Source organism: Streptomyces sp. NBC_01016, from assembly GCF_026341035.1.
Classification (GTDB): domain Bacteria; phylum Actinomycetota; class Actinomycetes; order Streptomycetales; family Streptomycetaceae; genus Streptomyces.
Genome location: NZ_JAPEOQ010000001.1, coordinates 973,906 through 987,469, shown reverse-complemented (window position 1 = coordinate 987,469; position 13,564 = coordinate 973,906). Strand labels below are relative to the sequence as shown.

The 13,564-nt window shown below is 72.5% G+C and carries 13 protein-coding genes; 4 read left to right on the top strand and 9 right to left on the bottom strand.

The genetic code is table 11. The features are described from left to right. Positions 1-17: 17 nt before the first annotated feature. Together OG746_RS04635 and OG746_RS04630 are read right to left on the bottom strand one after the other, a co-directional pair. Positions 18-872 carry an ABC transporter permease gene (locus OG746_RS04635; RefSeq protein WP_266711799.1) on the bottom strand — a complete coding sequence of 285 codons (855 nt, stop codon included), beginning with the start codon at positions 870-872 and terminating at the stop codon, positions 18-20. Then, positions 869-1,912: an efflux ABC transporter ATPase subunit, DrrA-related gene (locus tag OG746_RS04630; RefSeq protein ID WP_266711797.1), complete on the bottom strand. Its 1,044-nt coding sequence runs from the start codon at positions 1,910-1,912 to the stop codon at positions 869-871. Before OG746_RS04630 ends, OG746_RS04635 begins: the two co-directional genes overlap by 4 nt. A 167-nt stretch (positions 1,913-2,079) precedes the next feature. Between OG746_RS04630 and OG746_RS04625 the strand changes: the two genes are divergently transcribed. Then, complete coding sequence (locus OG746_RS04625) at positions 2,080-2,511, top strand: SH3 domain-containing protein (protein ID WP_266711795.1); 432 nt, start codon at positions 2,080-2,082, stop codon at positions 2,509-2,511. A gap of 36 nt (positions 2,512-2,547) precedes the next feature. On the opposite strand, the gene OG746_RS04620 is transcribed toward OG746_RS04625, so the two are convergent. Then, a complete protein-coding gene (locus OG746_RS04620; protein WP_266711793.1) occupies positions 2,548-3,000 on the bottom strand; it encodes a hypothetical protein in 453 nt (150 codons plus the stop codon). A 125-nt stretch (positions 3,001-3,125) separates the two neighbouring features. On the opposite strand from OG746_RS04620, the gene OG746_RS04615 reads away from it, so the two are divergent. After that, entirely contained in the window at positions 3,126-3,761 is a 636-nt protein-coding gene (locus tag OG746_RS04615; protein ID WP_266711791.1) for an NAD(P)-dependent oxidoreductase, read from the top strand. On the opposite strand, the gene OG746_RS04610 is transcribed toward OG746_RS04615, so the two are convergent. From OG746_RS04610 to OG746_RS04590, 5 genes are all read right to left on the bottom strand, one after another. Beyond that, entirely contained in the window at positions 3,689-5,011 is a 1,323-nt protein-coding gene (locus OG746_RS04610) for a PP2C family protein-serine/threonine phosphatase (protein WP_266711789.1), read from the bottom strand. The genes OG746_RS04615 and OG746_RS04610 overlap by 73 nt on opposite strands. 72 nt (positions 5,012-5,083) lie before the next feature. Next, positions 5,084-6,490: an IclR family transcriptional regulator domain-containing protein gene (locus OG746_RS04605; RefSeq protein WP_266711787.1), complete on the bottom strand. Its 1,407-nt coding sequence runs from the start codon at positions 6,488-6,490 to the stop codon at positions 5,084-5,086. Positions 6,491-6,537: 47 nt separating this feature from the next. Continuing rightward, positions 6,538-7,362 carry a ParB/RepB/Spo0J family partition protein gene (locus OG746_RS04600; protein ID WP_266711785.1) on the bottom strand — a complete coding sequence of 275 codons (825 nt, stop codon included), beginning with the start codon at positions 7,360-7,362 and terminating at the stop codon, positions 6,538-6,540. Further along, positions 7,362-8,225, bottom strand: coding sequence for a nucleotide-binding protein (locus tag OG746_RS04595; RefSeq protein ID WP_266711783.1), 864 nt, complete (start codon positions 8,223-8,225; stop codon positions 7,362-7,364). Before OG746_RS04595 ends, OG746_RS04600 begins: the two co-directional genes overlap by 1 nt. A gap of 59 nt (positions 8,226-8,284) precedes the next feature. Continuing rightward, positions 8,285-9,523: an MFS transporter gene (locus OG746_RS04590; RefSeq protein WP_266711781.1), complete on the bottom strand. Its 1,239-nt coding sequence runs from the start codon at positions 9,521-9,523 to the stop codon at positions 8,285-8,287. A 135-nt stretch (positions 9,524-9,658) separates the two neighbouring features. Here OG746_RS04590 and OG746_RS04585 point away from each other — a divergent pair, with 135 nt between their 5' ends. Both OG746_RS04585 and OG746_RS04580 read left to right on the top strand, forming a co-directional pair. After that, on the top strand, positions 9,659-10,597 hold the full coding sequence (locus OG746_RS04585) for a LysR family transcriptional regulator (RefSeq protein ID WP_266718713.1): 939 nt from the start codon (positions 9,659-9,661) through the stop codon (positions 10,595-10,597). A 108-nt stretch (positions 10,598-10,705) separates the two neighbouring features. Next, a complete protein-coding gene (locus tag OG746_RS04580) occupies positions 10,706-11,668 on the top strand; it encodes a S8 family peptidase (RefSeq protein WP_266711779.1) in 963 nt (320 codons plus the stop codon). Between the two features lie 26 nt (positions 11,669-11,694). On the opposite strand, the gene OG746_RS04575 is transcribed toward OG746_RS04580, so the two are convergent. After that, a complete protein-coding gene (locus OG746_RS04575; RefSeq protein ID WP_266711777.1) occupies positions 11,695-13,497 on the bottom strand; it encodes a DUF6049 family protein in 1,803 nt (600 codons plus the stop codon). Between the last annotated feature and the right edge of the window lie 67 nt (positions 13,498-13,564).

The following is a 13,564-nucleotide window of genomic DNA, read 5'->3' as shown; positions in this document are numbered from 1 at the left end:
GGACTACCGCCCAGGGCCTACTTCCGGTTGTAGAGGCGCATCGTGATCGGCCCGAACACGGCGATCAGCAGCGCCGCCCAGCCCAGCGACCACAGCACCTCGGCCGTCGGCCAGTCGCCGTCCATGAGGCCGCGCACGGCGGACGCGACGTGCGTGACGGGGTTGTTGTTGACGAAGGCCTGGAGCCAGCCCGGCATCGTCTCGGGCTTCACGAAGATGTCGCTGAGGAACGTCAGCGGGAAGATCACCATCATGCTGACGCCCATCACCGACTTCTCGGTGCGCAGCAGCAGCCCGAACATCGTCCAGATCCACGAGAACGCGAAGGAGAAGACCAGCAGCACCGCGATGGCCGCGATGACGCCGAGCACCCCGCCGTCCGGCCGGAACCCCATGATCAGGCCGACCGCGAGCATCACGACGGACGCGATCGTGTAGCGCAGGGCGTCGCCGAGGAGGTACCCGACCATCACGGACGGGCGCCAGATCGGGAGCGTACGGAAGCGGTCGAAGACGCCCTTCTCGATGTCGGTGTTGACCGAGATGCCCGTGTACATCGTGATCATCACGACCGACATCACGAGGATGCCGGGCAGCAGGTACTGGATGTACTCGCTCGGGGAGCCGGCCAGGGCGCCGCCGAACAGGTACGTGTACATCAGCACCATCATCACGGGGAACGCCGTGACGTCGAAGAGCTGCTCCGGCACGTGCTTGATCTTGAGGATCGCGCGCCAGCCGAAGGTGAGCGACGCGGACACGGCGCTGGGCCGGGGCGGGCGCTCCTTGGCGATGAGCAGCTCGGCGAGGGACTCGGCGCTGACCGGGGCGAGCTCCTGCGCTTCGGTACTGGGGGTGGTCGTGATGCTCATGCCGTCGCCTCCTCGGACTTCTGGTCCTGTCCGGACTTCGGGTCCTGTACAGGGTTCTGGTCCTGCACGGGCTGGTCGGTGAGGGCCAGGAACACCTCGTCGAGGCTGGGCTGGCCGAGGGCGAAGGTGTCCACGGTGATGCGGGCGGCGGCCAGTTCGGCGAGCGCGCGGGAGGCCTGCTCGGCCGCGCCCCGGCCGTTGTCGGTGCCGCCGACGCGGGCGGTGAGCGCCACGGGGTCGGGCTCCAGGACCACCTGGGCGTCGAGCACGGTGTTCAACAGCCGCTCGGCGTCCGGGCGTTGGTCCGCGTCGCGCAGGCGTACGTGGACGGATCCGGAGCCGACCGACGACTTCAGCTCGCCCTTGGTGCCCTCGGCGATCACGCGGCCCTTGTCGATGACGGCGATCCGGGCCGCCAGCTGGTCGGCCTCGTCGAGGTACTGGGTGGTCAGCAGGACCGTCGTGCCCTGCGCGACGACCGCGCGGACGATCTCCCACACCTGGTTGCGGCTGCGCGGGTCGAGTCCGGTGGTCGGCTCGTCCAGGAACAGCAGGTCGGGGGTGTTGAGGATGGACGCGGCGATGTCGATACGGCGCCGCATGCCGCCCGAGTAGTTCTTCACCTGGCGGCTTGCGGCATCCAACAGGCCGAAGGCGTCGAGGAGTTGGTCGGCGCGCGCGGCCGCCGGCTTCTTGCCGTGGCCGGTCAGGCGGGCGAGCAGCACGAGGTTCTCGTGGCCCGTCAGGTCCTCGTCGACCGACGCGTACTGTCCGGTGAGGCTGACGCGGGAACGCACCGCGTCGGCCTCGCGCACCACGTCGTGGCCGAAGACATGGGCCTCGCCCGCGTCGGGCCGCAGCAGCGTGGCGAGCATCTTCACGGCGGTGGTCTTGCCCGCGCCGTTCGGCCCGAGCACTCCGTAGACCGTGCCGGCCGGGACGGTCAGGTCGATGCCGTCGACGGCGCGGTTGTCGCCGAAGGTCTTGACGAGGCCCGCGGTCTCGATGGCCAGGCCGGTCGTGGTGGCGGTGGTGCTCATGTCGGGTGCCCCTCTCGGTCACGTCACAGAGGAAGACCGGTGCTGCGACGGGAACTCATCGGCCGCCCGCCCGGCGCCACCGGGCCTCCGGTGGAGCACTGGGCCGAACGGGTGTTTCCTGGACGTGGGGGCGTGGGGATCTTGGGCTCACCTTTGGGAGGCCGATCATGCGCCGAACCACTCCGGCCCTGGCTGCCGCCGGGCTTCTGGCGGGCGGACTGCTCGCCGTGACCGCCGCGGCACCGGCCAGTGCGAACAGCGGGGACGTCGTCTGGGGGACGGTCGTCTCGCAGTCCGATCTCAACCTGCGCTCGGGGCCGAGCACCTCGGCATCCGTCGTGTACCGGCTCGCGCCGGGCAGCCAGGACCGTATCGAGTGCGCCACCGACGGCTCGTCCGTGCACGGCACCTCGACCTGGTACTGGTTCACCGGCGCCCGCGGCTGGGCCAGCGCCGCGTACGTCGACACCGGCGGCCACGGCGTGCCGAGCTGTACGTCCGGGGCACCGTCCGACGGGCCGCGGCACGATCATGACCACGGCCCGAGCGGCTGGTACTACCGGGAGACCGAGACCCGGGAGTTCGGCGTCACGTACTAGTTCGGCATCATGCGTCGGAACGATAGAACGTACGTTCTATACGGGTGCGTACTCGCTCGCCGAGTAGTACCGGTAGTACGTGCCCACGAACGTGGACGCCCCGACGATCAGGCCGAGCATGATCGACCACAGGATCGCGGGATCCGAGAGGCTGTGCAGGAAGCCGACCGCGATGCCGGCGAACGCGCCCCAGGCCGAGGCCCGCGCGAGGAAGTGCCGGCCCGCCTGTTGCTTCGACCAGTGGTGGATGCCGAAGCAGAGCGCCGCCACGATGATGCCCGTGACGAAGCCGAGCGCGATGTTGCCTCCGGTGACCTCGCCGCCGAAACGGTCGATGCTCGCCGCCCAGAAGCCGTACGCGATGCCGGTCACGACGGGAACGACGACGGCCGCGCTCGTCGGGGAGAGCGCCGCACCACTGGTGCCGCGTCCGGCGGTGCTGCGTCCGGTGGTGCCACGTCCGGGTGCGGGTGCCGCATGCTGAGCCATGACGGGCTCCTTTCTGCCAGGCCCCCTCGGATGCCCCGAGTTCCGCTTTCTTCGCCTTCCATTGACCTCTCGTGGCACGCCCTTCGCAACATGCGCGCGGTGGCGCTCCGTGTTTCGCTGAGCGCATGAACATCCTGCTCCTGGGCGCCACCGGCATGGTCGGCAGCCGTATCGCCGCAGAGGCCCTGGGCCGCGGCCACAGCGTGACCGCCGTCAGCCGCTCGGGCGACGTTCCCGTCGCCGGTGTCACGGCCGTCGCGGCGGACGTCTCCGACGTGCAGCGGCTGTCGGAACTCGCGGGCGGGCACGACGCCGTGGCCTCCGCCCTCGCGCCGCCCCGTGACGGATCCGACCCGCAGAAGCCGTTCCTCGCGCTCAACCAGTCCGTGGTCGCCGGGGTGCGCGGGTCCGGGGTCGCGCGGCTCGTGGTGGTCGGCGGGGCGGGCAGCCTGGAGGTCGCGCCGGGCGAGGCGCTGGCGGACCAGCCGGACTTCCCCGACGCGTACCGCGGCGAGGCGCTCGCGCACCGGGACGTGCTCGCGTATCTGCGCACGGTCGACGACCTCGACTGGACGTACATCTCGCCGGCCGCGGAGATCGGCCCGGGGGAGCGCACCGAGGAGTTCCGGGTCGGCGGCGACCGGCTGATGCAGGACGCGAACGGCGAGAGCCGGATCAGCGCGGAGGACTACGCGCTGGCCTTCGTCGACGAGATCGAGCGCGACGCGCACTCCAGGAAGCGCATGTCGGTGGCGTACTGAGCCACGGCCCCCTGAACGGCCGAGTCCGCGGTCTCCTCCTTCGGCCGGTACGCGTACAGCTCGGCGTCCGCCTCGTTCTGGTACGGCGCGTGCTCCGCGGTCCTGCGGAGCACGGTGATCGCGGCGTCGTCGCTCGGCGGGCCGTACCGGTGCTCGCGCAGGTCCTCCGCCAGGCGGCGCAGCAGCGCCTCGGGCGGCTCCTGCGCGCCGCGCGGGGACACCAGTCGCGGCAGCCGCTCGCGTACGGGGTAGAAGGTGCCGTCCTCGTCACGGCACTCGGTCACGCCGTCGGTGAAGAGGATCAGCGTGTCCCCGACCCCGAAGGGCAGCCGGGCCACGCCGGGCCCCGCGGCGCTCAGCGTGCCCATGCCGAGGGGGAGTCCGGCCGGGAGGTCGGGGGTGTGCACGCGGCCGTCCGCGGTGACGACCAGCGGCGGCTCGTGCCCGAAGTTGACGACGTCGACCACATCGGGGGACGTCGGCGGGAAGTGCAGCAGCAGTCCGGTGGAGAACGCGTCCGTGAGGCCCTCGTCGTTCGTGAGCCGGGTCCAGGCGCTGTAGCGCTGCATGGCGATCTCCAGGCGCCGGGCCACCTCGTCGATCCGCTCCTCGTGGTACGCCGCCTCCCGGAACGCGCCGAGCAGCCACGCCGACGCGGACACCGCGGGCAGGCCCTTGCCACTGACGTCGCCGAGGACGGCGCGTACCCCGTACGGCGAGGGCTGGAAGTCGTACCAGTCGCCGCCGACGCGGGCCGCGCGGGCGGCGGGCTGGTAGAAGTCGGCGATGCGCAGGTCCTCGAAGCGCTCGGGCAGTCCGCGCATCACCGCGCGCTGCGTGGCCTCGGCGATGTCCGTGAGGGCCTGGAGGCGGGCCCGCTGCTCCTCCCTGCGACGGGCGATGAGCACGCCGAGCAGGCCACCGGTGCCGATCATCAGCGGGCCGAGCACGGCCCAGCCGCCGCTCGGCAGCGGCGCCACGGCCTGCAGCCCCAGGTAGGCGATGATCAGCAGCCCGGTGACGACGGCGGTGACGATCACGGGGGCGAGCAGCGCCACGACGATCGGCACGAGGCCGAGCAGGGCGCGCGCCCGGAAGTCCGCGGGCGTCGCCACGTCGAGCGTCGTGATGATGAGCGCCATCACCGCGACGAGCAGCACCACGGCACGCCAGCCGCCCGTGGGGCGGGAGGCGGAGGGAGCCGCGCCACGGATCGAGGAGTAGAAGCTGCTGGAGCTGCGGGATGTCATCACATATGAGAATGCGGGGCATTCGTCGCGAGGAGTAGGGACCAAGGTCCGTACGCCGGTGAGATCCGGGTCTCAGTGCACCGGGACGCTCACGAAGCGTGAGGTCACGTGGAGGTCCGCCGCGATCAGCGCCGCGGTGTCCCGCAGCGCCTCGGTCCACGCGTCGTCGTCCCCGCGGCCCTGGTGGGCGGTGACGTCGAGCGCGGACACGACCCGGCCCGCCCGGTCCCGCACCGGCACGGCGACGGACCGCAGCCCTGCCTCGGGCCCGTCGGCCACGGCCGACTCCCCGTCGCCCCGGAGCAGCAGCCCGGCGGCCGTGTCCTTCGCGGGCAGCCGGGAGCCGACGCCGATGTCGACGCTCATGACCCGGCGCGGCGTCACTCGCGCGGTGCACCGCACACGGTTGCCGTCCGGCACGGACAGGCCGACGGATTCACCGAGCCGCTTCGACAGGGCCGCGAGGTGCGGGGCGGCGATGCGGGGGAGCGTGGTGCGGGAGAGCGGGGCGCAGCCGAGGGTGAGGACGCGGGGGGTGAGGCGGAAGGCGCGGTCCTCGTGGGTCACGTAGCCGAGGTGCTCGTAGGTGATGAGGGCGCGGCGGGCCGTCGCACGGGCGAGCCCGGTGGCCTCGGCGATCTCGGTGAGCGTCAGGGTGGGGTGGGCGCCGTCGAACGCGGTGAGCACGCGGAGGCCTCTGGCGAGTGACTGGATTGTTGCGGGAGCTTCATCCTCGGTTGCGGGGCTCTGCCCCGAGCCCCGCTGGCTCTCGTCCAAGAGCGGGGCTTGATTCAGCTCCGCTTCCATCTTGCGTACACACGTCTCCAACGGCCCCCGCACCGCCCCCGCCAGCTCCCCGGCGGCATGCCGGCTCGTATGGCTGACCACGCTCACCGCGCACACCACCGACCCGTCAGGACCCCTCACCGGCACCGCCACCGCGACAAGCCCCCGCTCCACCAGCTGATCGTCGACCGCGAGGGAAAGGCCGTCCCGGAACACAAGACCCGGCGCACACCCACCCCCCGGCAGCGCGTCGCCCACCCGGAAGCTGATGGACAGGGCGCGCCTGCGCAGCACCTGGTGGACGAAGCGGATGCCGTCGCCGTCGGGGACCGCGAGGGAGACGGATTCGTCGAGCTCGTCGGCCAGTTCGTCGGCGAGCGGGCCGAGGACCCCCGGCACCCGCAGCGCGTCCAGGCAGGCGTTGGCGACGGTCATCAGGGGCGGGGCGAGCGAGGCGTCACGCCCGTCGAGGCGTACGAAGCCCAGGTGGGCGAGGGTCGCGCAGATCCGGTCGACCGTGGAGCGGGCCAGGCCCGTGGTGCGGGCGAGGTCGGCGAGGGCGAGCGTGCCGTCCCCGCTCTCTGCGGCCGTGAGGCTCCGCAGCACGTCGAGGCCGCGCATCAGCGGGGCGACGGCCTCGGCGGGCGGCTGCGGGGTCACGGACGGGGACGGCACGGTCGGCACTTCGAGCACGGGGCCACGGTAAGCGACCACGGAGACCGCGTGGACGACACAGTCGACTATCGGCCGAGCAGTTCGATGATCCGGTCGAGGGTGGCAGGGGCCAGATGCCGGCGCAGCGCCTCGACCACATCGTCCGGGGTCCCCCGGCTGTCGATCTTGATTACGCCGTAATCGCGGCCGCGCTTCTCCTTGCGGGCGGCCGGGACGGTCGCGGCGGCATCCGGCTCGCCGGGGAGCACCTGTTCGTCCTTCGGGAGGCGGGCGATGCGGCGGGCGTCCTCGATGGAGACGCGGCCGTCGGCGAGCGCCTCCTGGATGTCCTCGCGCAGCTTCATCAGCGACAGGCGCTGGGAGATGAAGCCCTGCGTCTTGCCGATCCGGGCGGCGACCTGGCGCTGCGAGTAGCCGTAGGAGGTGATGAGGCCCTGGATGGCCTGGGCCTGCTCCAGTTCCGTGAGGTCGTCGCGCTGTACGTTCTCGATCAGCGCGTCCTCGTCGGAACGCGTCGCATCGTCCCTGACCAGGACCGGAACCTCGTCCAGGCCCGCCATCCGGGCCGCCGCGAGCCGCCGGTGGCCGTGCAGGACGACGTACGGGGCGTTGCCCACGGCCTCCTTGTGGTGCGGGCGCGCGGCGAGGAAGACGGCGGCGGAGACGACGCCGAGGGCCTGGAGGACGCCGCGTTCGCGGACCGTCTCGGCGAGCCCGTCGAGGTCGCGCAGCTCGTGCCGCGGGTTGTCCGGGTTCTCGGTGAGGTCGCCGATCGCGACGGTGAGCGGCTTGGTGTCGGGGCGTCTGCGCTGGGCGGGCGCCGCGGCCTGCTCCTCGGCGGCCGCCTTCTCGGAGGACAGGAGCGAGGACAGGTCGGTACGACGCCCCATCAGACGGTCACCTTCTTGCTGCGGGAGGACTTGGCGGCGGGCTTCGTGGCGGTCTTGGTGGCGGTCTTCGCGGCAGCCGGAGTGGCGGTCGTCTTGGTGGTCTTCGCGTCGGCCTTCTTGGCCGTCTTCTTGGTGCTCCGGGCCGGGGCCGGGATCGCCGCGAGGCCCACCTCAAGCGCGAGCCGGAAGAAGTCCTCGCGGGCCTGGAGCGCGACCCGGTTGGCGCCGTACTGCGTGACGACGAGGCCGTCCGCGCTGGCCCGCGTGTGCAGCTTGTAGTGGCGCACTACGGTGCGCGCGAGCGGCCAGTCCTGCGCCTCGACGAACGCGCGGGTCTGCGCCAGATCGGCCTTGCCGTCGCGCGGGTCCCAGTTGTTGATGACCACGCGGAAGGGCAGGCCACGGGGCTTCACGACCCGCTCCACCGTGCGCTGCGTGGGCTGGAAGCCGAGCGGCTCCGGCTCGATGGGGACGATGACGTCGGTGGCGTTGGAGAGCACCGCGCGCAGGGCGTCCGCGGCCGCGCCCTTGCCGAGGGGGTCGGTGCCGTCGTCGTCGGCGAGGTCGAGCCAGCCCGGGGTGTCGACGAAGACGTGCTGGGCGGACGGGATACGGGAGAGCGCCGCGAGCCCCGAGAGGTCGTCGTGGGCCTGCACGAAGTCGAAGGGGAGGCCCTCGCCGACCCGCTCCGACCACCACACGGCCGAGCCCTGCGGGTCGATGGAGACGGCGACGACGGGCGGCCGCTCGGCGTCGGGGGCGCCCGCGCCGAGCACGTCGGCGGTGACGGCCGCGAGGTTCACGGCGAGCGTGGACTTGCCCACGCCGCCCTTCTGATTGAGGATCACGTGTACGTTTGCCACGAAAGCTCCCTAACTCAATGAACCGGGAAATCCGGTGCATTTGGGGCGGTTGTCCGTGGTCACTCTGGCAGCGTGGGCGCCGCGGGGCGGGGTGTACACGCCGGGGAGCGCAGGCCGCGCAGCAGCAGGGGCGTCGCGAGCAGCAGCACTCCGGCGAGCGCGAGCGCCCCGCGCGTCCCGATCAGCGCCGCGAAGACGCCCCACATCAGCGTGAGCGCGGCGGTGACGGCCCGCTGGGTGACGGTCCAGGCGGACAGCACCCGCGCCACCCGGTCGTCGTCCGTCAGCCGCAGCCGCTCGGCCGCCATGACGGGGTTGAAGACGGCGCAGCACGTGATGAGGCCGAACTCCACGACGACCACCACGAGCATCCCCGCGACCCCGGGCCCCACGAACGCGAGCCCGATCGGCCAGCACGCCCGGACCGACCCGCTCACCAGGAGCACCCGCCGCTCCCCGTACCGCCTCACCAGCGGCCCGGTGAGCCGGGAGCCGGCGAGCCCGCCCAGGCACGGGATTCCGAAGACCAGGCCGTACTGCCAGGGGGCGAGGCCCAGGTCGTCGAGGAGCAGCACCGCCATGAGCGGGGCGCCCACCATGATCAGGGCGTTCACCAGGCTGTTGTTGAGGAACAGGGCGCGCAGCCGGGGCTGCCGCCACAGATGGCGCCAGCCCTCCGCGATGTCGGCGGCGCTGAACCGGCCGCCGTTCGCGCTGCGCGCGGGCTTCGGCTCGGGTGTGCGGATGGCGCGTACGCCCACCGCCGACAGGACGTAGCTCACCGCGTCCAGGAGGACCGTCGTCAGCGGCCCGAACGCGCCGATGAGCGCGCCGCCGAGCGGCGGTCCGACGGCCGTGGCGGTCCACTGCGTCGACTCGAACCGGGCGTTGGCCGCCAGCAGGCCCTCGTCCGGGACGAGCGCCTTGAGGTGGGCGCCGCTCGCCGCGCGGAACACGATGTCGGCGGCGGCCACGACCACGGAGACCAGGACGAGTTGAGTGAAGGTCAGCGCGTCGAGGGCGTACGCGAGGGGCAGCGTGAGCAGGGCCGCGCAGCGCACCAGGTCCGCGAGGACCAGCACGGGCCGCTTGCGCCGGAACTCGATCCACGGCCCGAGCGGCACCGCGAGCAGCGCGCCCACCGCGAGCCCGGCGGCCGACAGGAACGACACCTGCGCGGCGCCGCTGTGCAGCACCAGGACGGCGATCAGCTGGAACGCGTCGAGCGCGAGCCACGAACCGGCGGTGCTCACCGCGAAGGCGGCCCACAGCCACCCGAAATCCCGCCCGAGCCGCATGCCCCGACCTCTCGTCCCCGCCACTGGTTCCCGCCCCTGATTCCCGTCTCCGACCGGGAGATACAAGCTCCGAACGGCGCGCCGCGGCAAACAACCGGCACCCATATCCGTACAACCAATGGTTGTATGGAGAGCGTGGACCCGGAAACCGTACGCACCTTCGTCGCCGTCGCCGACGAGGGGCAGATCCAGATCGCCGCCGCCGAGCTCGGCATCACCCAGCAGGCCGCCTCCAAGCGCGTCGCCGCCCTGGAGCGGGAGCTCGGCGTGCGCCTCTTCACGCGCGCCCCGCGCGGCGCCCGGCTCACCCTCGACGGCGAGACCTTCCTGCCGCACGCGCGGGAGCTGCTCGCGGTCGCCGAGCGGGCCGCCGACTCCGTGCGCGGCGGCGGGCGCCCGCTGCGCGTGGACGTGCTCGGCTCCAACGTGATCACCAACGGGGTCGTGCAGGACTTCCACCAGGCCCACCCGCACCTCCCGCTCGACGTCGTCGCCCTCGGCCACGGTGGGCGGGCCGCGCTCGCGTCCGTACGGGAGGGGCGCATCGACGCCGCGTTCTGGACGCGCGCCGTGCCCGAGGACCGGCTGCCGCGCGAGGTGCGCAGCGCCCGCGTCATCGACGAGCCGGCCATCATCGTCACCGGCGCGGCGCACCCCCTGGCGGACCGCCCCGAGGTCACGCCCGCCGAGCTGGCCGGGCACCGGATCTGGATGCCCGGCATGGTCAAGGGCAGCGAATGGGCCGCGTATTACGAGGAGTTGGAGCGCGCCTTCGGTCTCACCATCGACGTCGGCGGCACCACCTTCGGCGGCGGCCACCTGCTGCGGACGGTCGCGGCGGCGGACGACGTGGCCACCATCATGGGCACCCGCACGCCCCTCACCCGCCCCGCCGACATCGAGCTCCGGTTCATCCCCGTACGCCGTCCGACGCCGCTCTACCCGCTGTCGCTGCTGTGGCGGGACGACAACCGGCACCCCGGTCTCGCGGCGCTCCGTGCGTATCTGACGGACCGGTACGAGCGGCAGGAGGACGGCTCGGGCGACTTCTGGACGCCGGGCTGGGCGCGTTGAGGCCGGGCTCGGCGCGCTGAATGTCGGGTTGGGCGCGTTGACGCCGGCGGTAGCCCACACGGCTGGCCACCACATGCGTGAGGCGGCGGGGGCCCGCAGGCTCGGAACATGCGCATCCGTACACCGCTCGTCGCCGCCACCGTCGCCAGCCTCCTGCTCCTGACCGCTTGCGGGGACGACAGCAAGCCGGACCCCATGCGGAAGGACCAGTGGGCCCTCGACGCGATGAAGCTGCCGGCCGCCTGGGACACGTCGAAGGGCGACGACACGACCATCGCCGTCGTCGACTCCGGCGTCGCCACCGACCACCCAGACCTCAAGGGCCGGCTCGTCGACGGCCACGACTTCGTCGACGGCGACGACGACCCCAAGGACCTCAACGGCCACGGCACCCACGTCTCCGGCATCGCCGCCGCCCACACCGACAACGGCGTCGGCGTCGCGGGCGGCGCGCCCGGCGCCAAGATCATGCCGGTGCGGGTGCTCGGCGCGAACGGCTCCGGGTCCAACGGCAACATCACCAGGGGCATCGTCTGGGCCGCCGACCACGGCGCCGACGTCATCAACCTCTCGCTCGGCGAGGGCGTCCTCATGACGAAGCTGCTCCAGGGCGGCATCCTCAACCAGGCCATCCAGCACGCCCACGACAAGGGCGCGGTGGTCGTCGCCGCGGCAGGCAACGACGGCGCGGACACCCAGCCGTACAAGGTGGACACGCCGGTCCTGGTGGTCGGCGCGAGCACCGAGAAGGGCACGGCGGCCGACTTCTCCAACTTCGGTGCGGAGCAGGCTGTTTCGGCCCCCGGCGAGGACATCCTCTCCACGCTGCCGACGTACACGACGAAGGAGACCCTGAAGGACACGTCCGGCTACGGGAAGCTCTCCGGCACGTCGATGGCGGCGCCCTACGTCTCCGCGCTCGCGGCGCTCCTGCACCACCAGGGGCTCGACCCCGACGAGATCATCTCCACGATCCGGGAGACGGCCACCAACCCGAAGCACAACGACAAGCTGGGCCTCGGCATCGTGGACGCGGAGGCGGCGGTGAAGAAGGCGGACAAGGACTCGTAATCAGTCGTCGTGATCAGTCGTTGTGATCAGTCGTCGTGGGTCTCGGGCTCGTCGTTGCGGCTGTTCCGCCTGCGCACCCGGCGCATCCGGAACACCGCGGCCAGGACGATGAGCCCGACGCCCGCCGCCACCACGGCGATCGCCCCGGACGACACCGACGTCACGTCGACCTCGAAGGTCATCTCGTCGCCCCACGGCTTGCCGTCGCTCGTCGTGTAGAGCTGGGCCGTCAGATGCGCCTTGCCGTTGGCCTTCGCGGTGACGTCGATCTGGGAGGTGTGGCTCGCCGAGCCCTCGGCCGACACGGAGATCACGCCGTCGTTGACCTTGAGGCGCTCGGAGTCGCTCGACGTGACGCGCAGTTCGAGCCCGGAGACCTCCTGCTGGAGCGCGTTGTCGACCGTGACCGGGATCGAGGCGTCGCCCGACGTGACCGTGACGGTCGTCTTCGGCACCAGCCGCAGCGACTTCACCGACGCCGACAGGAAGTCCGTCGTACGGTCCTGGAACGTCCGCTGCGCCGAGTCCTCCTCGATCCGCCAGGCGGTGGCCAGGGCGCGGGCCATCGCCGCGTGCACGGACGCCGTGGTGTCCTTCGGGTCGGCGAGCACCTTGCTGAGGGTCGCGAGCCGGTCCAAGTTGCCTGCCGCATCGGTCAGTTGGTCCTTGTCCAGCTCGTCGGCGCGCAGCCGCGCCGGGTACGCGGACGGGGACGCGGCCGTCCCCTTCACCGGGTCGTCGTCGGCCGCGCGGAGGTCCTGGAGGTCGAGCCAGCCGTCGTCGGTGCCGGAGTCGATGGCGGCGCCGAGCGCGTCCGCCGCCGTTCCCGACATATTGCGGGGCGGTACGAGGACCGGGCGGGCGTTCGCCTTCACGAGAGCGGTGATGTGGTCGACGGTGTCCTTGTCGGCGGTGTCGGGGCTCGCGGAGGCGTTCGCGCTCGGGGACGACGTGGAGTCGCCGGACGACGGCGACGGTGACGGTGACGGTGACGGGGATGTCGCGGAGGGTGTGGGGTCGGGCGCCCGGTCCTTGACGCGGCCGAGCGCGGTCGTGAGGTCGGCCTCGTAGGGCAGCGCCGTCATCGCGTCGTCGCCGCTGCCCACGGTCACCGGGTCTGCGCCCGCGGGCGTGAGCCCCTGGCCCGAGGCGAGCACCCGCGTCACGCCCAGCTTGGCGCCGAGCGCGGTCACGTCGGAGTCGAGCGCCCCGTCGGCGGGCCAGCCGAGCCCCGCGCGGGTGCCGATGCCGAGGATCCGGTCGACCCGCTTCTTCGTGTCGGCCGCGAGCCCGGACACGACCTCCGTGAGGTCGTCGGTGTCGGTGCCGGGGTGATGGGCCAGCGAGGCGAGGTCCGTGTCGGCGTACGGGAGGAGCCAGACCTCGCGGCCCTCGACGGCGTCCCGCAGCGCGCTGAGCCAGGAGCGGGCCGCGCTCTGTCCCGTGCCCTCGGTGGTGTCCTGAGGGCTGGCGGAGTCGGAGTTCTTCGCGACGCGGTAGCCGGTGGACATCTCCTGCGCGGCGATCACCACATCCGGGTCGAGCACCCAGCTGACGTCGCGGCCCTTGCCCGCCTCGACGACCTCGCGCAGCCGGCCGCCGGGCGCGAACAGGCCGGCGAGCGAGTCGTCGTCGAAGACCGGCTTCGCGTCCGCCCCCGAGCCGAGGGCGGCCGCCGTCATGTGCGGGGTCGCGGTCACCGGCCAGACGACGGCGGCCTGCGTGGGGTCGTCCGCCGCGGTCGCCTCCGGCGTCGTACCGGGGAGGGCCGTGGCCCCGAGCACCATGGCGCACACGACCCAGGCCCGTGCCGTCCCGTTCCTCGCCATGCCGCCTCGTTCCCCTCTGCCGCCGGTCCCTGAGGTCTTGAGGTAACACCGTGGAGGGGGCCGGTAC